This window comes from Pseudomonas sp. WS 5532, assembly GCF_012985445.1.
Taxonomy (GTDB): Bacteria; Pseudomonadota; Gammaproteobacteria; order Pseudomonadales; family Pseudomonadaceae; genus Aquipseudomonas; species Aquipseudomonas edaphica.
Genome location: NZ_JAAQWK010000003.1, coordinates 314,178 through 335,311, shown reverse-complemented (window position 1 = coordinate 335,311; position 21,134 = coordinate 314,178). Strand labels below are relative to the sequence as shown.

Here is a 21,134-nt window from a genome sequence, read left to right as displayed (position 1 = left end):
GAGAGTTTGTCCTGAGAACTGTCAGAATAGTCCCACTCCCGCGCATTGCACGGGAGTGTCTCAGTCTTTTATCAGCGCACCTTGAAGCGGCCCATCAATGCAATGACCCGGCCATTGGCATCCAACAGGCTCTGAGTGTTGGTTTGGGTGGCGTGGCCACTTTCTACCAACTCATCGACCATCTGTCGGATCTGCACCATGCTGCGGTTGATCTCCTCGGTCACTGCGCTTTGCTGCTCGGCCGCCGTGGCGATCTGGGTGCTGAGGTTATTGATATGGCTGACGGAACCGGCCATCTCATCCAGCCCGGTGTTCACCCGTGCCGTGGCATCCGCCGCCGACTGGCAACTGGCCTGGGTGTTTTCCATGGCCGCCACCGACGAACTCACGCCGGTGGTCAGGCGCGCGAGCATCTCGTTGATCTGCGAGGTGCTGGCCTGGGTCCGTGCCGCCAGCGCCCGTACTTCATCGGCCACCACCGCAAAACCACGGCCTTGCTCGCCAGCCCGCGCTGCTTCAATGGCTGCGTTAAGGGCCAGCAGGTTGGTCTGGCCGGCAATCGCGCCGATCACGCCGAGGGTTTCGGTGATGCGTGCAGCGTCCTGGCGCATGGCCTCCACGGTGTGGGTGGCGCTGGCGACTTCGCCGATCAAGGCGCTGACACTGGTGGACGCTTCGCCCACCACCACGCGGGAGCGGTCGGCATGCTCGTTGGCGCGCTGGGTGAACGAGGCGGTTTCCGCCGCGTTTTGCGCGACGGTGTCGGCAGTCGAGCTCATTTGCGTGATGGCGGTGACGGTCTGGTCGGTCTCCGAGGCGTGGCGCACCAGGATCTGGTTGGTGTGGGCCGATGTCTGCTGCAGTTGCGCCAGGCTCGACGACATGGCGCCCGTGGCCTGGGTCACTTCACCAATCATGTTCTGCAAGTAGACGATAAAGTGGTTGACCGAATGGCCGATGGCGCCCAGTTCGTCTTCGGCGCGAATGGTGATGCGTCGCGTCAGATCGGCGTCGCCGGCTGACAAGGCATCGATATTGGTCTTCAACGACTTCATGCGCTGCACCAGTTGGCGGATCGCATAGGCGGCCAGCAGCACCAGCAGCAACACCATGGGAATTTGCAGCAGGGCCAGGCTGCCGAGCACGTCATCACGCTGGGCAGTGATCAACGAGGTCGGCAGGGCGGTGGCGAGGAACCACGGCGTGCCCTCGATCGGGCGCAGGTAGAAGGTGCTGGCCACGCCCTGGTTGTCGAACTCGTTACGCACAAGCCCTTGGTCACGATGGGCCAGGGCTTGACTCACTTGGGCGGCAAACGCCGAGGTGCTGGCCAGCTCGCTGATGTTCTTCAACACCACCGGGCCGCTGATGCGCGAACTGTTGCTGATGATCTTGCCGTCGCCTTCAACGATCAGCATCTGGCCGCCGATGTCTTTTTCCTTGCTGGCCACCAGCTCATTGAAGAACCCCAGGGTTACGTCAATGGTGGCCACGCCATAGGCTGCGCCATCGCGCTGAATGGCCATGGCACAGTTGGTGCGTGGCTCCTGGCTGGCGTCGTCCTTGTAGGCGGCGGCCCAGGCGCACTGGCCGCGCGGCGAGGCGAGGCCGCCTTTGTACCAGCTCTGGTCGTAGTAGTTGGGCGCAGCGTCGCTGTTCCAGAACGTGTTGACCGCCAGTTTGCCCGACGCATCACGGTGCCAGAAGGTGCTGAACTTGTTGCGCCCTGGAGCGCGCTGGTTGGGCAGTGGCCAGATACCGCCGCCGAAGACTTTCAGCTCGCCATACTGGTCCACCAGGCCGGGCAGCACCTTGTCGATGGCATCGCTGTCGAGCAGGGGAATGGTTTGGGTGATGCTACGTTGTTGGGCTTGAACCTTGTTCAGTTCGCCCTGGATGCGCTCAGCCACTTCGGCGACGCGGTTGAGCACCACCTGTTCTTCGGTATGGCGCAGCGTGGGGGCCACCAACTGGCCGATACCGACAACGGTCAACACCAATATCAGCAGGACGAACAGCACCAGAAACAAGGTGTAGCGGGTTTGGATGGAGCGCAGAGGGGGCATGGGATCGTCCTTACGAAGCGTTATTATCGACGCGGCTTTGTTAGAGCTTCGTAGGGCTATCGGCTTGGAGAGAAGGAGCTTTAGGTACGATGGTGCAAAGTGAGTGGGCAACGGTGACCTTGCCGGTGTTCGCCACTGCAAGGTCACCCCTTGAGCTGACCTTATTGGCCAGTGGTGCTCGGTTTCACCTCAGTGAAAGCCGAGCCTTGCGTGGTGTCGAAGTGATCATTGGCGCCAGCGAAAATACGGTCCTTGCTCCGATTATTCCGAATGCGGTCATTACCTTCGCCGGTGAAGAACGACGTACGGTCATGCCCCACCAATTCGTCGTCGCCGCCTTCTCCGTGCAGGTAGTTGTCCCCACTCCCACCCAAGAGCGTGTCGTCGCCGGGACCACCATTGAGAAGGTTCCATTTATGCGCGCTGCTGAACCCGGCCTGGAGGTGGTCGTCGCCAGCCTCGCCGAACAGAATGGTAGGGCCGCTGCCGCCGTACAGCCTGTCGTTGCCGTCGCCACCTTGTGCAACGCCAAAGCCACTGCCCAAGCGCAGCGTATCGTTGCCGTCTTGCCCAAGGAGTCCGGTCGGGCCTGCGCCGGCCTGGAGTCTGTCGTCGCCATCACCCCCCTCGATTAACACGTAATGCTTGACGTCATCCTCGACGATGACTGTGTCATTACCGCCATTGGTCTTGATCAACAGGTTGTTGTTCAAGCTTTGTTGGGGTGGGATATCGACCACATACGACTGTCCGTTGACGATGAACTGCAACTTGTCACCTGGCCAGCTGCGCACGCGAATGATGTCGTCGTCGTTACCGGTTTCAACCTTAAGTTGATTGGCAACAATCTTAGGTTTACCGGGGTACGCCGTGCTCCAGGTGATTTCGCGGCTAAAGGTCACATCGCCTTTTTGGAGCAGTATGTGTGTCCTGACGTCTCGCGCGCCCGGTGACAGGTCGGCGGGTGGATCATAGGGTGAAGGTTTGGGCTTGACCGGCTCGACGCTTGGCACAAGGTGACGCGCGGTTGCTGGGGCGTGAGCGTAGGGAGAGAGCATGGTGATGTCCTTCTCGATAACCAAGGTATAAACCTGACCGCATGTCAGGGCTCCTCTTACGTGGGCGATCGATGCAAGAGCGTTCCTGGCAACCGCGCAGAGCTTGCGACTGGATATGTCGTTCGTCCGGTGATGATCGGCCGTAGAGGGTCAGACCAGGTAGCGCTTGCGCAAAGGCCGGTCCATTTCACGACTGCAGGTATAAACAGGAAGCCTCTCTCATCGCCTAAAACGGTCGGATCGCAATACACCACTGCCGCGTCGGCACGTGAGCCGGGCCTGTTGTGTGGTGCGTTTTCATGCGATTTCCGGCTTTCCTGGTTGCTAATTCCGCCATTGACCTTTGCGATAAGCCCCAGGCTGCTGGCCGGTGGTCTTGTAGAACGCCCGAGTAAACGCTGCCACCGACTGATAACCCACCGCCAGTGACACATCGGCCACGGTCATGTCTTCTTTGAACAGGCGGCAGGCATGGCGCATGCGCATCATCAACAGCACCTGCCCCGGCGATTGCCCGCACAGCTCGCTGAAACGCTTGAAAAATGCCGAGCGCGACAAACCGGTGCAGGCTGCCATGCTTTCCAGGGTCCATGGGTCTGCCGGTCGGGCGATCAATTGCTCGAGCAACTCGGCGAATGCCGGTTGTCGGCCCAGTGCCGCCAGACCGCCCAGTTCGCTGTTATCGATGACTTGCTGACGCAGCACATACAGAAACAATAAATGGCACAAACGCTCGAGCAATGCCGAGGAGGGCGCCGGGACGCGCTCGCACTCTTGCAGGATCAATTCGAACAGATTACGCGCGGCAGTAAGCGATGGGTCGCCGGCGCGCAGGATGATCCAGGCGGGCAAGCCGTCGACGATCATCGCCGACAAACCGGAATGGAAGTGAAAAAAACCGCAGACCAGGCCGACGCCATCTTCGGCGTTGCTGTCCAGCGCCAGCATCGGTCGGCGCGGGCATTCCTGCGCTGCCGCGGCCGTGGCCTCGCCAGACAGCCGATACTCGAGGTCACGCAGCAGAAACACCGCATCACCATTATTCAGGTGATGGGGAAGGGGTTCGCCGTCAATATGCAACCAGCATTGGCCCTGCACAATCAGGTGGAAACTCGCGCTGGCCAGCCCATGGGTGCTGGCATGCCACGCGCCGCAATAGCGGCCGACATGGAACAGGCTGGTGTTGAGTTCGAGGCTGTCTAATAACCAATCAACGAGCGCACTGGACGAATTCATCTAACGGAAAGACTCTAGAGCAAGTAATCGCTACTTTAGCCTATTGAGGCGTTTTTTTATAACCAACAGACTTAGGCGATGAACCCATCAGGAGACCACTCCATGTCCCGTGTACCGTTGCTCACCCCCGAAACCGCTCCGGAAGCGGCCAAGCCCTTCCTGGAAAATGCCCTCAAAGGCTCGGGTTTCATTCCCAACCTGCTCGCCGTGTTGGCCAATGCACCGGCGGCGCTGGAAACCTACATCACCGTGTCCGGGCTCAACGCCAAGTCTGAGCTGAGCCTGGCCGACCGCGAAGTGGTGCAGCTGATTGCCGCCACCACCCACGGCTGCGATTTCTGCGTGGCCGGCCATACCGCTGTCGCGCGCAATAAAGCCAAGCTGCCCGAAGACGTGATTGACGCCCTGCGCCAGCGCGGTGAATTGCCCAACGCCCGTTATGAGACACTCGCCGCCTTCACCCGCGAAGTGATCGCTACCCGTGGCGATGTCAGCGACGCGGGTTTTGAAGCGTTCCGCGCCACCGGTTATACCGAGGGCCAGGCGCTGGAAGTTATTTTGGGCGTCAGCCTGGCAACCCTGTGCAACTTCGCTAACGTGTTTGCCCGTACCCCGCTGAACCCGGAGCTGGCGCAATACCGTTGGGAAAAACCGGCAAGCTGAATCGGCGATGGTCCACCTGCTGTAAAAAGGAGAAACGAATGCTTGACCCTATCTTGAGCCGTTGGCTCGATGTTCAAGCGCAGGCCCTGGATGTGGGCAGTTGCGATCCACAGGAAGTGCTGCCAAGGCTGGCAGAGTCGAATGTATTAAGCATTGGCGTGCCCAAGGCGCTGGGCGGCTTGGGCGGTGATGTGACCGGCGCGGTGGAAGCCATTGCCAACGTGGCCAGCCATTCCCTGGCGGCGGCGTTTGTGTGTTGGGGCCAGCGCTCTTTTATCGAATATTTGTTGCAGAGCCCGAATGAGCGGCTGCGCGAGCAACTGTTGCCGGACCTGCTCAGCGGCAAGCTGGCCGGGGCGACCGGGCTGTCGAACGCGATGAAATTTTTGTCCGGCATCGAGACCCTGCAAATCAGCGCGGAGCCGACCGAAGACGGTTGGACCCTTAATGGCCGCCTGCACTGGGTGACCAACCTGCGCAAGAACGGTTTTGTTGCGGCGGCGGCGATTGAGCATGCCGGCGGCGGCGCGCCGTTTATTCTGGCCATCCCGGATTCGGTCGCAGGGCTGCAGCGTTCGCGTGACCTGGAACTGATGGGCCTGCAATCGAGCAATACCGCGGCCCTGGGCCTGGAAGGCGTGGAGCTGAGCCGCGACTGGTTGCTGCATGAAGATGCACGCAAGTTTCTGCCGGCCGTACGCCCGGCGTTCCTGGGTTTGCAGTGCGGCATGTCCATTGGCCTGGCGAGGCGCTCACTGGCGGAAGTGGCCAACCATTTGGGCTCCTCACGCACGGTGTTGCGTGACGAGCTGGAAGCCTTGCGAGCGACCCTCGATCACCTGGTCACAGAACTTAAAGGCGGCCTGTTGGCCGGTCGTTTTGCCGTCGAGCCGGTGCCCTTGTTCAAACTGCGCATCGCCCTGGCCGAAACCGCCGCCAGCGCGGTGCAGCTGGAACTGCAAGCCAGTGGTGGCAAGGCCTACCTCACAGCCCATGGCAGTGGCTTTGCACGGCGCTGGCGCGAGTCGGCCTTTGTGCCGATCGTGACGCCAAGCCTGGTGCAGCTGCGCACCGAGCTGCACCGTCAGGCCAACCTATGAGTCAGGCGGTACTGAGCGCCGAGGGTATTTGCCTGGGCTATGCCAGCGGGCCGGTGTTGCAAGGGTTTGATTTGCAGCTGCAGCCGGGCGAAGTGGTGTCGATCCTCGGCCCCAGCGGCGTGGGTAAATCCAGCCTGCTGCGCGTGCTGGCCGGTTTGCAGGCGCCGCATGGCGGTAGCGTGCAGGTGCTGGGCGAGCCGCTGGCCGGGCCGCATCCACGGGTGGCAGTGGCGTTTCAAGACCCCAGCCTGTTGCCCTGGCTGAACCTGGAAAAGAACGTCGCCTTTGGCCTGGATTTCGCCCGTCAGCCGCACTTGAGCCTTGAGCAGCGCCGCCAGCGCGTCGACCACGCCATTGCGGCGGTCGGCCTGGAACATGCGCGCCAGCAGTTTCCAGCGCAGTTGTCCGGCGGCATGGCCCAGCGCACCGCGTTGGCCCGTTGCCTCGCCCGCCAGCCGCAGGTGTTGCTGCTGGATGAGCCGTTCGGCGCGCTGGATGAAGTCACCCGCGCCGACATGCAGCGCCTGCTGCTCAAGGTCAATCGCGAGCAGGGTTCGGCGGCGGTATTGATCACCCACGACATCGACGAAGCGCTGCTGCTATCCGACCGCATCCTGCTACTGGGCAACCGCCCGGCGCGGACCTTGGGCGAATGGCGCATAGATTTGCCGCAACCGCGCGAAGAGCAGGTTGAAGCCATCGGCGCGTTGCGTATCGAGATTCTGAAAACCTTACGGCAGGCGAGCCGCCCTCAACCCAACCCCATTGATCAACAGGAGTTTTCACATGTGTCTGGATGACCTTACGCACTCGCGCCGTGACTTTCTCAAACTCTCGGCGGTGCTCAGTGCCGCCGGTGCCTTGCCGCTGCTCAGCAGCCTGCAAGCCCGCGCCGCCAGCGAGCCGGACGCGCCGGTACGCATCGGCTATTTGCCGATCACCGACGCCACGCCCTTGCTGGTGGCGCATAACAACGGTTTGTTCGAGGCCGAAGGCATCAAGGCCGAGCGCCCGGTGCTGTTGCGCAGTTGGGCGCAGGTGATCGAGGCGTTTATTTCCGGGCAGGTCAACGTGATTCACTTGCTGTCGCCGATGACGGTATGGGCGCGCTACGGCAGCAAGGTGCCGGCCAAAGTCGTGGCCTGGAACCATGTCGGCGGTTCGGGCCTGACGGTTTCGCCGGGCATTACCGAGGTGAAGCAATTAGGCGGCAAGTCGGTGGCGATTCCGTTCTGGTACTCGATCCACAACGTAGTGGTGCAGCAACTGTTCCGCGACAACGGCCTCACGCCAGTAGCGCGTGCCGCCGGGGCTGCGATTGCGGCCAATGAGGTCAACCTGATCGTGTTGCCGCCTTCGGATATGCCGCCGGCATTGGCGAGTAAACGCATTGACGGCTACATCGTCGCCGAGCCGTTCAACGCCCTGGCGGAAAACCTCAAGGTCGGCCGCGTGCAGCGCTTTACCGGCGATGTGTGGCGCAACCACGCCTGCTGCGTGGTGTTCATGCACGAGCATGACCTGACCAACCGCCCGGAGTGGTCGCAGAAGGTGGTCAATGCCATCGTCAAGGCGCAGGTGTGGACTCGCGAGAACCGCGAAGAGGCGGTGAAGCTGCTGTCCAAGGACGGCCCGAACCGCTATACACCGCACGCCGAGCCGGTGTTGAGCAAGGTGCTGGCCCCGGCCGCCGCCGACCGTGCCGCGTACCTGGCTGACGGCGCGATCCAGCATGCCAACTGGGACGAGCATCGCATCGACTTCCAGCCGTACCCATTTCCCAGCTACACCGAGGAATTGGTACGGCGCTTGAAGGACACTTTGATCGAAGGCGACAAGAAATTCCTCGCTGACCTGGACCCAACGTTCGTGGCCAAGGACCTGGTGGACGACCGCTTCGTGCGCAATGCCATCGAATCCGTGGGCGGCATGAAAACCTTCGGTTTGCCCGACGGTTACGAACGGCACGAGGAGATCGGCGTTTGAACAACGGCAGAATCCCTGGCTGGTGGCTGGGGCTGAGTGGTTTGGCCGGCTTGCTGTTGCTGTGGTGGTTGGGTGTGAAAGTGTTTGGCGATACCGATGGCTTGTCGGCGCGCTTTTCGCTGGCGGCAACGGCAAGCAGCTTGTGGGAATTGCTCGGGCGCAGCGAGCTGTACCTGCACATCGCGGTGAGCCTGAAGCGCATATTCGTTGGGCTGTTTCTGGCCTTGTTGGTCGGTGTGCCGTTGGGGCTGCTGGTGGGCAGTTCGCGCAACCTGGAGGCCGCCACCACACCGGCGTTCCAGTTTCTGCGGATGATCTCGCCACTGTCCTGGATGCCCATTGTGGTGATGTTGATGGGCGTGGGTGACCAGCCGATTTACTTCCTGCTGGCGTTTGCGGCGGTGTGGCCGATCATGCTCAACACCGCCGCTGGCGTACGCCAGTTGGACCCGCGTTGGTTGCAACTGAGTAAAAGCCTGAGCGCCACGCGCTGGGAAACCCTGCGACGGGTGATCATTCCCGGCGTAGTCGGGCATGTGCTGACCGGCGTGCGCCTGGCCATTGGCATTTTGTGGATCGTGCTGGTGCCGTGCGAAATGCTCGGGGTGAGCGCGGGGCTGGGGTATTACATCCTCGACACGCGTGACCGCCTGGCGTATTCGGAGTTGATGGCGATGGTGGTGGTGATCGGCTTGCTGGGGTTTGCGCTGGATGCCTTTGCGCGCTGGCTATATCAACGTTGGGTGCATGCAGGCTGACTGCAGGCGTCTCGCTTTGCTCACTGCAAAGCGAGACGCGCGTGGTGTCAGCGGTGCTCGTAGCCACGGCCGCCATCGTAGCGATGGTCGTGGTCGTGCCAGCCGCCACCGCCGCCACGTGGGAAAAAGAAGCAGCCGCTCATGGTCAACATGATCAGCAATGGAATCAACAGTGTGATTCGACGGAGCATTTTCAAATCCTCTAAAGTACCGACAGGTTCAATCAGGCGCGGAACAAGCCAAAATTTCTCAGCGCCTGTAACATATGACCCTGCCGAACCGGTGCCATCCCCGTAACCGGGTATGTGCTTGGCATGCTCGGCGATACAAAGTGGATACATTCTTAAGCTTCAGGAACCCGTCATGACCCAAAAGCAACGTTTGAAATATTCGATTCTGATCGCCCTGACAGTACTGGCGTCGATGTTTGGCCTGTCTTATCTGCAAAACACCGGCGTGATCAGCGAAAAAACGTTCCAGTACCTGGCGATTGCGATTGCCGTCGTGGTAGTGGTGATCAACGGCATCATGCGTCGCAAGGTCAAGCCTCACTTCTGATGCCTGCTGGAGCGCCGAGCGAAAGCGTCAGGCGCGACTGTCGAGCACTTTGGCAGCCTCTGCATGGAGGCTGTAGCTCTTATCGGCATTGAGGGTGATCACGCCCTCGCTGCACAGGCGCTTCAGCACCTCGCGCACACTGAGAAACGACAACGGAATGCCCAGCTCCAGCAAATGGCTGTGCACACCGCGCACGCCCAATGTGCGCTGGTTGTCGGCAGCAGTGAGGAGGGCGTCAATGACCTTCAGCCGGATCAGGCTGGTGCGCAAACCGAAGCACTTGAGCAAATGGCGGATACGCTGGTTGCCGTGCTCCGGCGCTTTGCCGAACGCTTGTGCGCCGCCGCCGTAATTGGCGTCGGCAGCCGGTGAATGTCCATCCATGGGCGGTTGCGGGTTGTACATGCAAAAAACTCCTTATCAGAGCCTGATCAGGAAAATGATGGCGCTCTTATTTGAATAAGACGAACGAGCGAGCGAAATCATGAAGTCCTGGATGTAGAAATTTTGTCGGTATCCGCTTTGTCACACGTCGACCGCCCTTAAAAAACACCCGCTGCGGCTAAATTATTCCCGGTTGCCTGCGTTCTTACGGTGGGGTCGTTGCCCCCTGTAAGGGTGTCCAAATTGACTGTGGAGCTTGCGTGATTATTTCCAACCGGTTGTCCAAGGCGTGCGTGGCAGGGCTATTGCTGGGGCTGAGCCTGAACGCTTCAGCGCGTGAACAGGTGACACAGGCTTCAGCCGATATTCGCCGCACCACCTTCGGCGTGCCGCACATCCGCGCCAATGATGAGCGTGGCTTGGGTTACGGTATTGGTTACGCGTATGCGCAAGACAACCTGTGCCTGCTGGCCAATGAAGTGGTCACGGTGAACGGCGAGCGTGCGCGGTTTTTCGGCCCGGACCAGGCGGCCCTCGAAGAGCGCAACAACCTGGCCAGTGATGTGTTTTTCAACTGGCTGAATACGCCCCAGGCGGTTGCCGCATTCTGGAAGGCGCAAACCCCACAGATGCAGCAGCGCATCGAAGGCTATGTCGCCGGCTACAACCGTTATCTGAAAGAGCAGGGCGCACCGACCCAGTGCCACGCCACCTGGGTGCGCCCGTTGGTGGTGGAAGACCTGGTCAAGCTGACCCGCAGGCTGCTGGTGGAAGGCGGTGTCGGCCAATTCGCCGAAGCCCTGGTCGGCGCCACGCCGCCTAACGCCACTGCCGCTGTGCCGTTGAGCATGAAGGCCTTTGAACTGGCAGCAGCCAATCAGCAACGCTTCAGCCTCGACCGTGGCAGCAACGCCGTGGCCGTGGGCCGTGATCGTTCATTTAATGGCCGTGGCATGCTGCTGGCCAACCCGCATTTTCCGTGGGTCGGTGGCATGCGTTTTTATGAGATGCACCTGACCATCCCGGGCCAACTGGACGTGATGGGCGCAGCACTGCCGGGTTTGCCGGTGATCAATATCGGCTTTAACCAGCACGTGGCCTGGACCCACACGGTGGACACGTCCAAGCATTTCACCCTGTATCGGCTGACCCTCGATCCCAAGGATTCCACGCGTTATCTGCTGGATGGGAAATCCATCGCTATGGAGCATCGTGCGGTGAAGGTCCAAGTCAAACAACCCGATGGCAGCCTCAAAGAGGTCACTCATACGGTCTACAGTTCGCAATTCGGCCCCGTGGTGCAATGGCCCGGCAAGCTCGACTGGGACAGCCACTACGCCTTCAGCCTGCGCGACGCCAACCTGGGTAACGACCGCGTGCTGCAACAGTGGTACGCGATGAACCGCGCCACCAGCCTTAAAGAACTGCAAACCTCGGTGCACACCCTGCAAGGCATACCGTGGGTCAATACCGTGGCCGCCGACGACCAGGGCCAGAGCCTCTACATGAACCTGTCGGTGGTGCCCAACGTCAGCGCAGCCAAACTGGCGCAATGCAGCGACCCTCGCGCGGGCCTGCAAATGATCATGCTCGACGGCGCCCACAGCGCCTGCGCCTGGGACGTTGACCCGCGTGCAGCGCAACCTGGCATCTTCGCTGCCGACCAGTTGCCGCAACTGCAACGCACCGACTACGTGCAACACTCCAACGACTCGGCGTGGCTGGCCAACCCCAAGTCGCCACTCACCGGCTTCTCCCCGGTGATCAGCCAGGACCACATCGGCCTCGGCCCGCGCGCACGCTTCGCCGTGCAGCGCCTGCAATCCCTGGAGAAGCAACCGATCAGCGTGGCCGACCTGCAAAACATGGTCATGGACAACGAGGTGTACCTCGCCAGCCAAGTCATGCCAGACCTGCTCGAATATTGCGCCAAACATCTGGGCACTGACGCCGCCGCGCTGCAACCGTTGTGTACCAGCCTGAAAGCCTGGGACCAGCACGCCAACCTCGACAGTGGCATCGGCCTGGTGCATTTCATTAACCTGGTCGAACACCTGCAACAAATCCCCGACGCCTGGCGCGTTGCCTTCGACCCGGCGCAGCCGTTGACCACACCCCGTGGCCTGGCCATCGACCACATCGAGGTGGCCAAAGCCCTGCGCGAAGCCATGCTGGCCTCCAGTGAAGAGGTCAGTAAACTCAAGGCCACCCGCTGGGGCGACATCCAGGTCAGCGGCCAAACCCCCATGCACGGCGGCCCGCAACAGCTGGGCATCTACAACGCCATGCAAACCGTGCCCCGCGCCGATGGCAAACGCGAAGTCGTCAGCGGCACCAGCTACCTGCAAATCGTCACCTTCGACGACAAAGGCCCCCAGGCACTGGGCGTGCTGGCCTTCTCCGAATCCAGCAACCCCGCATCCAAACACGCCAAGGACCAGACCCAAGCCTTCTCCGAGAAAAAGCTGCGCGCGCTGCCTTTCACCGAAGCCCAGATCAAGGCCGACCCGCACTATCAGCAACAGCGCATCCAGGAGTAGGGCAGGCCCGCAACTCCTTGATGACTATACGAAATATTTTTGAAATCAAGGGGTTGCAGGTAAAAGCAAATGCGTACATAATGGCGCCCATCGAACGCAACGAAGCATTTAAAACTTCAATGCATTCAATGAGTTAGAGTAGAGACAGGGTTTTACAGCCCACTCAAGTTTTTATGCGGTGAATGTCAGCAGTCAGGGCATTGATCGTTTGAGGCCGAGTAGCAAAATGGTTATGCAGCGGATTGCAAATCCGCCTACGCCGGTTCGATTCCGACCTCGGCCTCCACTCTTGAAAACCCCGTAGATTAACGTCTACGGGGTTTTTTATTGTCTGAGATTTGCTCATCGCTTTCGCAATTTTTCGGATCACTTCCGCAACACTGCCTTTTTTCGGGAAATTCAAGACGCCGTTATCGTTATGCCTCTCCTCGATTGGACGTGGGATTGTGCTTGAGACTAAGGAGCCTAAGCGCCCACAACGGCCGGAAGCGGTCATACGTAGCATCTGCTGGCTCATCCGAAGTCCAGACGCGTTTGTTATCAAGGTTGACGTTCGGATTCCATTGACGGCTCTGCGTTCTTGCAGGTCGTCGATAAAGCTACTCAGGCCGGATTGGATTCCGGCATCCTCCAAACGAAGATGGAGGCGTTTTTCGGTCTTGCCCTGGCCAATCAGCAAAAAGCCATTGTTCAAGTCGGTGGCTGCAATCTTGAGCACATCGGCGGGACGTTGGCCGGTCAGGTAGGCCAGATCCATCGCGTCCTTGAACTCCTGTACCGCTTCCGCGTATACCGCGTTCCATACGGTTTCACCGGCATAATAGTCCCGTGGCTTTTCCTTGTTTCGGCGAACGTCAAAGCAAGGGTTTGCTTTGTCAGTCAGCCCTGCATACAACGGAGGGGAAAGAGAGAAAGTTCGGTTCTCATGCTGACCAGCGCTTCGTTTGCTCAGATGGAGCTCGACCGTAGTCTGAAGTTAGTCCGAGATGGCCGCTGACTGAGTTACGACAGGCAGGCGTTTTTCTGCCTCGTCGATAATCAGTGCGATGGTTTTTCTGGCGATGGGTGACAACGTACGGCCGGCATGAAACACGATGGTTTCCGGGATAGAGCGCAAATGTATGGGGATCGCAGGCTGGATTTTTTCGATTAGATCGATCAGCACGCCACTCTCCAAATCAGGCGCTAGCCAAGATTGCCAAGTGAGCAGTAGCGCGTCGCTAGTCAGCGTGGCCTGACGCAGGCAGTTCAGCTCATTGCATACCAACTTCCACGGCAGTAGTGTCGTCGAGGGCATTCCGAATAGCGCCCGGGCGTGCACGTCGTCCGTGGTCACAGCAGCCCACGGGTAGGCGAGTAGTTGCTGATGCGTCACCGGCTCGGCCTGTCGAGCCAGTGGGTGCTCGTGGCGACAGAAGATAGAGGCCGGTTGTGGCGGCAAACTCCGAACGTCAAAGCGTGGGTCTACCCCCTGCTCGACCCGCACGCTCGCTACGACAAACTCGATGTCTTCCTGTGCCAGTTGGTTGGCCAAGTGATGCCAGTAATTGACTTCAGGGGTCACCACCAGCTTGGGCGCGCTCTTGCGCAAGGCCAGCAGCACGTTGGGAAGGGTGGTGTTGGCGGTCATCATGCCGACGCCGAAGTTGAGTTCACCTCCCTGCCCCCCGGCGATGTCGCTGGCCTCCGCGACCAACTTGTCGGCGCACGCCAGCATCTCGCGCGCCCGAGCAATGAGCTGGTGACCAGCGCATGTCAGCGTCACTGAGCGGGTGTCCCGATCAAACAGGCGCACCTTTAGGTCTTTTTCCAGCGATTGGATGCTACGGCTGAACGCCGTCTGCGAAAGATGGGCTCGCTCCGCAGCCCGGGAGAAGTGCAGTTCCTCTCCAAGCAAGACCAGGTGACGAATTCGCTTCAAGTCAATTAAGTCGCTCAATGCATCAATCGCTCTTCATATTTGCATTGGACGGTTGTACCTCACTCCCAGAAAATTCGCCAGAGTTTGCGCTTGGCTGGCAACCTGTGCGTTTGCGTTTCGATGCCCTGAAACGATGACGGCCGGCTCAACTTTAAAAAGGGTGAGACCTTCTCGAAGATCTTCAAAGGCATTCACGACCTGCAATTGAGTACAGAGCTCCGTGTGATCTTGCGGCCTTAGGTCTAATTGGTTGCCGTGAACAGAAAAGGCCTGCTGGCCACCCGATTGCGACGCAATCCGAGTAATCAAGCGTGCGAAGGAGACTAAAATGCAAGTGAAAATAGACGCTCTGCAAACCTTGCCGGGCAGCGCTATAGCCCAGTCTGACGTCCAGCCGCAGTTCCTCAGCGCCGACGCCAGCGATCCGCAGGTCATAGGCTGGATGCAAGGTTCACCGCCGGTGCCGGAAAAGGTCGTGCGATTCAGCAACATCCTGCAGTTCCCCCAGACGCGCTGGTCGTTCTCGCATCTGCGCGAGCTGTTGCCAAGCGTGCAGGTCGCGCGTGGAAAGGGAGCAGCCAGCCCGTTACCTCGCGCCGAACGCGGAGACATCGACGCCCTGGTCTTCACCCTACTGGGCAGCGACCGCACTATGACCTGGGAACAGTCACTGAAGGCCAACTACACCGATGGGATCCTGGTACTGCACCGCGGGCAAGTGGTCTATGAACGCTACTTCGGCGCGTTGACTGATCAGGGCCAGCACATTGCCATGTCGGTCACCAAATCTTTTATCGGCACCTTGGCGGCGATGCTGGTCGAGGAAGGTAGTATCGACCCACAGGCGAAGGTCAGCCACTACGTTCTGGAGTTGAGGGACAGTGCATTTGGCGATGCCACGGTACGCCAAGTAATGGATATGACAGTCGGTGTTCGCTACTCGGAAGACTACGCCGACCCCAAAGCGGAAATCTGGGAGTACTTACGAGCCGCCCATATGACATCGCGACCGGAGGGATACGTCGGCGCAACCGCGGTGACCGAATACCTGATGAAACTGCGCAAAGAGGGCGAGCACGGTCAGGCCTTTGCTTACAAGACGGTCAATACCGACGTTTTGTCCTGGGTGATCCAGCGCGCGACGGGCAAACCCATCGCAGTCAATCTACAAGAGCGCATCTGGAGCAAGCTGGGGGCCGAGCAGGACGCCTACTTGATCGTCGATGAGGTGGGTACCGCGTTTACCGGTGGCGGTTTCAACACCTCGTTGCGCGACTTGGCCCGTTTCGGCGAGATGATGCGCCTGGACGGCAAGTTTAATGGCCAGCAGATAGTGCCCAAGAGCGTGATCGCGAATATTCGTGGGGGCGCCAGCCAGCAAGACTTCGCCAAGGCAGGCTATGAGCTGCTGCCAAACTGGAGTTATCGCAACATGTGGTGGGTGTCCCACGACACTCATGGCGTCTACTCGGCACGTGGGCTCCACGGACAAAGCATGTATATCGACCCCAAGGCGAAAATGGTCATTGTGCGTTATGCCTCGCACCCCTTGGCTAGCAGTTCGAACTTCGATCCGACTACCTTGCCCGCCTATCGAGCGGTGGCCAATCATCTGATGGCCAACTCGCTATAGTGCGATGAAAAGCGGTAATAGCAGGCATTGGAGAGTGGGCGGCAGTGTTCCGCGATGTACCATTCGCCAATGTTGAGTCGTTTCGCAATAACGAATACTGCTTAGACCGGTTGACCAACGCTGGTTTGAACGATTACTTATTTTAATTTTTAATAATATTTATACTGGAATATATTGTGGGCTCGCTAACTAATCCTCAAAAACCTAGTTTTAGAAGTCGCGCACTTATAGCATATCTTTTGCTGGTCAGGCGAAAATCAGTTTATGGCTCCTTGGATAGAGTGCTGAAGAGTTTTCGGAAATCACGAGAGCAGGGCCCTGCAAGACCAACTATTAAAATGCAAAAGAAAATCTCCATCGAACTCCAAATGGTTGATGGTATCGAAGTCTACAGGCTAGCCCCTAAAGATGACCAAGCAAGCTCCAAACATATTTTCTATCTTCATGGTGGAGCTTACGTTTGGCCTATTACGTTTCTGCACTGGCGCTTTCTTCAAACGTTAGTCGAAAGATATGGCTATATTATCATAGTGCCGCTTTATCCCCTTGCACCAGAGACTAAATGTAAAACCGTTATTTTTCGCATGTTGTCTATATATAAGCTTGCTTGTTTTAACGCTCGATGTCACGCAATGAATGTAATGGGCGACTCAGCTGGCGGCGGCCTTGCAGTTGCCCTCTGCTTCGCGTTAACAGATATCGGATATGTGCAACCTACTAAGCTAGTATTGATCTGCCCTTGGATGGATGTCACGTTGAGTAACGAGTTAATTTCAAAAACCGAGAAGTCAGATCCAATGCTCTCCGCGAGAGGTTTAAGAGCGGCCGGCATGATGTATGCGGGAGATCTTGGTACGGACCACAACTACGTAAGTCCGATTAACGGAGATCCAGAAAATCTACCTCCGATCCTTATTTTCGCTGGCACCCGCGACATTATTCACCACGATGCAATTAATTTCTGTGAGAAAACGTTGGCGCTTGGAGGTGAGGTTCAGTTGCATATCGGGAGAGGAATGATTCACGTGTGGCCAATCCTTCCGATACCTGAAGCGAAACAAGCTATGGATAAAATAGCTTGTTTTCTTTAATGCTGGTATGAGCGTCAACTGTCAAGTAAATAAGTGATGCGCAGCAGTCCTGTATGATTTCGAATCGGTCAAGCTAAATAGCTCTATTTAGAAACTTAGATCTCGCGGCTAACGACGGCATTGAGATTGCGATGCTGACTTCACGCTGCAAAGCGAACGGAGGGCGGTTCTTCATAATGTAAAACACGGTAATTGTGACATATGGCAGGTTTCTCAAGCCCGGTGGGTTCGTCATGCGATTAACAGCGGTGATATTGTCGTGCTCTGTCTACGTGAGCGTTCTTTCACTGTGCGCATCTGCGGACAATGTAATGCTGAAAAATGGTGACCGTGTTAGCGGAGACATCATTTTGATGGAGGGCGCAAATCTTGTTCTGAGTACGAATTACGGAGGCGATATAACGATCAGTAAGGACCAGATTCAAACTTTGGAAAGCAAACAGCCGCTCATGGTAAAGCAAGTGGGCCAGTTGCAAGGAACTGTTGAATCGATTCAAACCGGTCCGCAAGGCAACGTGCGAGTTGGTGTGGGCGTTGGTTTGAGTCTTGTCGACCTTAACAATATCGACCAGATTATGAAGCCCCAACCCAACCTCACGGCTGCAATTTGGAAGGGGAACATTGACCTTGCGCTTCATGCCGAAAAGGCTAAGGCAGAGAGTGAAAATGTTGAACTTGCGGCACAAACAAGTTTTGTCAGTGGCTCTTGGCGGCATAGCGCGACTGCTCACGTCCGCGAAGATGACGCAGAGGTTGCAAGTACGGCAAACTGGAGTGCCGAGTACTCCGTGGATCGTTTCCTAACCGATAACTGGCTTTGGGAAGGAGGCTTCAATTACAAAAAGGATCAGTTCGAAGACCTAATAACCAGGCGAAAAATTGGCACCGGTCCCGGTTACCAATTCTGGGACGATCAATTAGGCAAGCTTACCATCGTAGCGCTGTTGAATCGTATGCGTTTCGGGTACTCAGACGGTAGCAGTAGTACGTTTTACTTCACGTCTGCCCGCTGGGACTTCAAACGATATCTGGTTGGAAAAAAGTTTGAATTTTTTACATCGGGTGAGTTGGGAAGGCCACTCAGCGATATAGCATATTATGCTTATGACTCTGAGCTAGGCTTGCGTTACAGTGTCACGGAATGGGCTTCCTTAAATCTGAAATATGAACACGCGGTAGTCGCGGGTAAATCCGATAATAGCAACTTGGACAGTGCTAGATATACAGCCGGTTTTGGTGTGAATTGGTGATGAATATTTTGCATGCCTGGATGAGCGCCCAGTGCGACCTCGAGCCCGAAGGTTCGGCCATCAGCAAAGCAATCGATGACAGCCTGAAATTCTGGGCAGCGCTGTAGCGCTACTGCAAACATGGACACCAGCGCCGGGTAGTAACCAGGGAAATTGATATTCTTGGGCTGACTCCGCCGACCTGGCAATCTGGACTGGATTACGAATATGAGACGTGGGGAAACGATCCGTTTAATATAGACACAGTCTTGGCGTCATCGCAAAGTGTGATTGGCAACGCTTACTTAGCGGGCGCTTACAGCGTAGCTTAATGCGTCTCGTCTTATATGAGGCGGGCAGCTTAGATAAAAAACTAGATCCGGCTATGGAGGGCAGCGATGCCTATCCATTTCAATATCAATATCAGGAGATGTAGCGTGAGTCGTAGCAAAAAAGTGTTGGGCTGTGCATTTGTTATGGCAGTGTTGGCAGGGGCGCTCTGGGGGGCATGGAAATTCTCATCACCCTCGGTTCAACCCTTTGCTTCGCTAAGACCGCAAGTCGGTCAAGGATCTCCGGACTTGACGGTGCGTTTTCTGGGCGCTGGCACATTGAGCTTCGATGATGGGGAGACTGCGATCATGGAGGACGGTTTTTTCTCACGGCCAAGTATTTATTCGGTGCTACTGACGGCTATACAGCCTAATGAGCAGCGCATTGATGCAAGTTTGCGCAGCGCTGGCATTTCCAAGCTTGCAGCGATATTCGTCGCGCATTCGCATTACGACCATGTCCTGGACAGTGGCTTGGTTGCTCTCAAAACAGGCGCTACGGTATTGGGTACAGCATCGACTGCCAACGCCGTTATGGGTGCCGGATTACCTCCTGAGCGTATCAAGGTAATCAAAGACGGAGATTCTTTTTCGTTTGGTCAATTTCAAATCAAAGCCTTCGAGACCCCGCATTCACCACATCCCACCTCACCAGGTTTCATCGATCATCCGCTGCACACTCCTGCCCGGCAGGAGGATTTCAAAGTTGGCGAAAACTTCTCGTACCTGATTACTCATGGCAGCCGTCGTCTTCTGGTGATCGCCAGTGGTAATTACAGTCCAGGCAAGTTCAAGGATGTCAGGGCAGATGTGGTGTTCCTTGGCATCGGAACGTTAGGTAAACAAACCCCGGAGTTTGTCGCGCAATATTGGCAAGAGGCGGTTGTCCAGACGGGCGCTAAAATCGTGATCCCGATCCATTGGGATAATTTTTTTGAGCCCTTGGACCAACCGTTGACCGCTATGCCGCGCATATTGGACTCTTTCGATCAGAGCATGGGCATGTTGATACCCCTGGCACAACGGGACGCTGTGAAGGTGCAACTGCCTGTCGCTTTCGCCCCGATCGATCTAGATGCCTTGTAGCCATCGAATAGGCCGGCGACTCGGTTGGCCTAAAGAAGCCACCGGTAAATTAAGAAAACGCAAGGACCCGATTTTCTCAAAGAAATATGGGGGGAGTGATCTATGGCGCCCAAAAAATAGCCCCATGCGCTCGGTCTTGTGTCGGTTGCAGGCAGCAGGAATCAGCCAATTCCTGCTCTTCGTGAAGGAATGTTTTGGGCCGATAGCTGCCTGTCTTGCCGTTGTGTCGAGGGCCAGCTCAGGGAGTGGGTGAAGCGACGGCGGCGATGCTGATCAGCCAAGATTGGAGCGAAAAACAGTTCCGCAATGAAAAATCAACGTCGCGCAAACAAAGGTCTCCGGCCGTTTAAATACATCACAAATGCGGAAAAGTAATTTATTTAACTAATTGATTTTTAGAGTTTTAATTGTGGATTGCAAATCCGCCTACGCCGGTTCGATTCCGACCTCGGCCTCCACTCTTGGAAGCCCCGTAGATCAACGGTCTACGGGGTTTTTTAATGCCTGCAATTTGAAAGCCGTTCCGCAACCCCGCGCATGTCTCGCGCATTGAGCCTCGGGCCAACTACATGAACAATGCGTTGCAGGACTTCATTTCGGATGTTGGGGCGATTTTATCCAGGGCTTTTGCTGATGCACTTTGATAATTTTGCATGTCGGTCGAATGCGCTTTTTAATTACAAATCAGTATAAGAAACTGCTAATTTTCACAGGTTCACAAAAATCAATGACGATGGATGATTTCATCTCCATTAAATATTAATGTAAAGGAGATTGTTATGTCTATTGATCATATGGTTTATGCTTACACGCTATCGGAAGATAAAGACAACATTTTAGATAAGGAGCAGTCGCTTGAAGTTTTAGACTTTTTTAAGCCTACTGATGAAGAGCAATTCAAACTCTTAAAAGAACTGTTGAAGGGCAAGACCGACGAGGAAATTCGGCAGTTTTTAGCGCAGGCGAATAGTTGATTGCTGTTGTGCCACGGTCAAAACCTCGCTTCGGCGAGGTTTTTTTGACTAAAAGGGGTCAGGCCACAATTTCTGAATGTTAAAAAAGGTGGTCTTCCCATGTTCAATTGCTAGGCGGTCAATGGTCAGCGGCTATTGGGCTCAATTTCTCCAACGCATCATCCACGAGCAGTTGCGCGTTCTCAATCAGCTGCGCCAACCCAAATATTTGAAACCGTCGAGATCCAGTTGATCCGAACGCTTGTTCATTCGCCATAACCGATGCCGAAGCCAAAATTTCACTTGCATTCACTAGCGCATCTTCCGTGCTTAATTCTGTCCTCACTTTAAACGCGTTAGTCGAATGGTCGTTGCCAGGTGTGGGTGTTTTCAAGAGTGATGCTCCAAAGGGCAATACTCAGATAATTCAGGTTGCGACGCCCGGTCACAGTAATTACTGCGACGGCAAATCCTAACCAAGTCACTTCCTATGGCTCAACCTCGTTAGTTTGTGGGAAACGTCCGAGACCAAGCAGAGCA

At 56.9% G+C, this 21,134-nt stretch carries 20 protein-coding genes, 1 tRNA gene and 2 pseudogenes; 16 read left to right on the top strand and 7 right to left on the bottom strand.

Annotated features, from left to right (window positions below):
• Nucleotides 1-71: 71 nt before the first annotated feature.
• From HBO23_RS08230 to HBO23_RS08220, 3 genes are all read right to left on the bottom strand, one after another.
• A complete protein-coding gene (locus HBO23_RS08230) occupies nucleotides 72-2,066 on the bottom strand; it encodes a methyl-accepting chemotaxis protein (protein ID WP_170037595.1) in 1,995 nt (664 codons plus the stop codon).
• Nucleotides 2,067-2,227: 161 nt separating this feature from the next.
• Entirely contained in the window at nucleotides 2,228-3,124 is an 897-nt protein-coding gene (locus HBO23_RS08225) for a calcium-binding protein (protein WP_080593797.1), read from the bottom strand.
• Nucleotides 3,125-3,448: 324 nt separating this feature from the next.
• Nucleotides 3,449-4,360 (bottom strand): AraC family transcriptional regulator, encoded by a 912-nt coding sequence (locus HBO23_RS08220; protein WP_017138905.1) that lies wholly within the window; start codon nucleotides 4,358-4,360, stop codon nucleotides 3,449-3,451.
• Nucleotides 4,361-4,462: 102 nt separating this feature from the next.
• Here HBO23_RS08220 and HBO23_RS08215 point away from each other — a divergent pair, with 102 nt between their 5' ends.
• The 5 genes from HBO23_RS08215 to HBO23_RS08195 are packed head-to-tail and all read left to right on the top strand — an operon-like array spanning nucleotide 4,463 to nucleotide 8,867.
• On the top strand, nucleotides 4,463-5,023 hold the full coding sequence (locus HBO23_RS08215) for a carboxymuconolactone decarboxylase family protein (protein ID WP_170037592.1): 561 nt from the start codon (nucleotides 4,463-4,465) through the stop codon (nucleotides 5,021-5,023).
• A 38-nt stretch (nucleotides 5,024-5,061) separates the two neighbouring features.
• Nucleotides 5,062-6,123 (top strand): acyl-CoA dehydrogenase family protein, encoded by a 1,062-nt coding sequence (locus HBO23_RS08210; RefSeq protein ID WP_169986208.1) that lies wholly within the window; start codon nucleotides 5,062-5,064, stop codon nucleotides 6,121-6,123.
• Nucleotides 6,120-6,923 (top strand): ABC transporter ATP-binding protein, encoded by an 804-nt coding sequence (locus HBO23_RS08205; protein WP_170037589.1) that lies wholly within the window; start codon nucleotides 6,120-6,122, stop codon nucleotides 6,921-6,923. Before HBO23_RS08210 ends, HBO23_RS08205 begins: the two co-directional genes overlap by 4 nt.
• Nucleotides 6,910-8,109: an ABC transporter substrate-binding protein gene (locus tag HBO23_RS08200; protein ID WP_170037586.1), complete on the top strand. Its 1,200-nt coding sequence runs from the start codon at nucleotides 6,910-6,912 to the stop codon at nucleotides 8,107-8,109. The genes HBO23_RS08205 and HBO23_RS08200 overlap by 14 nt, the downstream gene beginning before the upstream one ends.
• Nucleotides 8,106-8,867 (top strand): ABC transporter permease, encoded by a 762-nt coding sequence (locus tag HBO23_RS08195; protein WP_170037583.1) that lies wholly within the window; start codon nucleotides 8,106-8,108, stop codon nucleotides 8,865-8,867. The genes HBO23_RS08200 and HBO23_RS08195 overlap by 4 nt, the downstream gene beginning before the upstream one ends.
• A gap of 47 nt (nucleotides 8,868-8,914) precedes the next feature.
• Here HBO23_RS08195 and HBO23_RS08190 read toward each other — a convergent pair whose 3' ends face one another.
• Nucleotides 8,915-9,058: a hypothetical protein gene (locus HBO23_RS08190; protein WP_169986206.1), complete on the bottom strand. Its 144-nt coding sequence runs from the start codon at nucleotides 9,056-9,058 to the stop codon at nucleotides 8,915-8,917.
• Between the two features lie 172 nt (nucleotides 9,059-9,230).
• Between HBO23_RS08190 and HBO23_RS08185 the strand changes: the two genes are divergently transcribed.
• Nucleotides 9,231-9,425, top strand: coding sequence for a hypothetical protein (locus HBO23_RS08185; protein WP_017138898.1), 195 nt, complete (start codon nucleotides 9,231-9,233; stop codon nucleotides 9,423-9,425).
• Nucleotides 9,426-9,452: 27 nt separating this feature from the next.
• Here the strand turns inward: HBO23_RS08185 and HBO23_RS08180 are convergent, their stop codons facing one another.
• On the bottom strand, nucleotides 9,453-9,830 hold the full coding sequence (locus HBO23_RS08180; RefSeq protein ID WP_099549681.1) for a fe2+ zn2+ uptake regulation protein: 378 nt from the start codon (nucleotides 9,828-9,830) through the stop codon (nucleotides 9,453-9,455).
• A gap of 239 nt (nucleotides 9,831-10,069) precedes the next feature.
• Between HBO23_RS08180 and HBO23_RS08175 the strand changes: the two genes are divergently transcribed.
• From HBO23_RS08175 to HBO23_RS34095, 3 genes are all read left to right on the top strand, one after another.
• Nucleotides 10,070-12,349, top strand: a complete 2,280-nt coding sequence (locus HBO23_RS08175; RefSeq protein WP_170037580.1) for an acylase — start codon at nucleotides 10,070-10,072, stop codon at nucleotides 12,347-12,349.
• Nucleotides 12,350-12,561: 212 nt separating this feature from the next.
• Nucleotides 12,562-12,635, top strand: a tRNA-Cys gene (locus tag HBO23_RS08170).
• Nucleotides 12,636-12,929: 294 nt separating this feature from the next.
• Nucleotides 12,930-13,346 carry a hypothetical protein gene (locus tag HBO23_RS34095; protein ID WP_026013832.1) on the top strand — a complete coding sequence of 139 codons (417 nt, stop codon included), beginning with the start codon at nucleotides 12,930-12,932 and terminating at the stop codon, nucleotides 13,344-13,346.
• Here HBO23_RS34095 and HBO23_RS08160 read toward each other — a convergent pair.
• Nucleotides 13,326-14,288: a LysR family transcriptional regulator gene (locus HBO23_RS08160; protein ID WP_017138895.1), complete on the bottom strand. Its 963-nt coding sequence runs from the start codon at nucleotides 14,286-14,288 to the stop codon at nucleotides 13,326-13,328. The two genes, HBO23_RS34095 and HBO23_RS08160, sit on opposite strands and share 21 nt — an antisense overlap.
• Before the next feature lie 123 nt (nucleotides 14,289-14,411).
• Between HBO23_RS08160 and HBO23_RS08155 the strand changes: the two are divergent.
• The 7 genes and pseudogenes from HBO23_RS08155 to HBO23_RS08130 all read left to right on the top strand — a co-directional run.
• A pseudogene (locus tag HBO23_RS08155) lies at nucleotides 14,412-14,510 on the top strand (hypothetical protein); the annotation flags it as partial.
• Nucleotides 14,511-14,598: 88 nt separating this feature from the next.
• Nucleotides 14,599-15,903 (top strand): serine hydrolase, encoded by a 1,305-nt coding sequence (locus tag HBO23_RS08150; protein WP_170037577.1) that lies wholly within the window; start codon nucleotides 14,599-14,601, stop codon nucleotides 15,901-15,903.
• A gap of 338 nt (nucleotides 15,904-16,241) precedes the next feature.
• On the top strand, nucleotides 16,242-16,994 hold the full coding sequence (locus tag HBO23_RS08145) for an alpha/beta hydrolase (RefSeq protein ID WP_017138893.1): 753 nt from the start codon (nucleotides 16,242-16,244) through the stop codon (nucleotides 16,992-16,994).
• 311 nt (nucleotides 16,995-17,305) lie between these two features.
• Nucleotides 17,306-18,244, top strand: coding sequence for a DUF481 domain-containing protein (locus HBO23_RS08140; RefSeq protein ID WP_225932993.1), 939 nt, complete (start codon nucleotides 17,306-17,308; stop codon nucleotides 18,242-18,244).
• Nucleotides 18,245-18,360: 116 nt separating this feature from the next.
• Nucleotides 18,361-18,555 (top strand): annotated as a pseudogene (locus HBO23_RS33800) (kinase); the annotation flags it as partial.
• Between the two features lie 105 nt (nucleotides 18,556-18,660).
• A complete protein-coding gene (locus tag HBO23_RS08135; RefSeq protein ID WP_217858118.1) occupies nucleotides 18,661-19,641 on the top strand; it encodes an MBL fold metallo-hydrolase in 981 nt (326 codons plus the stop codon).
• Nucleotides 19,642-20,420: 779 nt separating this feature from the next.
• A complete protein-coding gene (locus HBO23_RS08130; protein WP_170037574.1) occupies nucleotides 20,421-20,615 on the top strand; it encodes a hypothetical protein in 195 nt (64 codons plus the stop codon).
• Between the two features lie 118 nt (nucleotides 20,616-20,733).
• Here the strand turns inward: HBO23_RS08130 and HBO23_RS08125 are convergent, their stop codons facing one another.
• Nucleotides 20,734-20,988 (bottom strand): DUF3077 domain-containing protein, encoded by a 255-nt coding sequence (locus HBO23_RS08125; protein WP_170037571.1) that lies wholly within the window; start codon nucleotides 20,986-20,988, stop codon nucleotides 20,734-20,736.
• Between the last annotated feature and the right edge of the window lie 146 nt (nucleotides 20,989-21,134).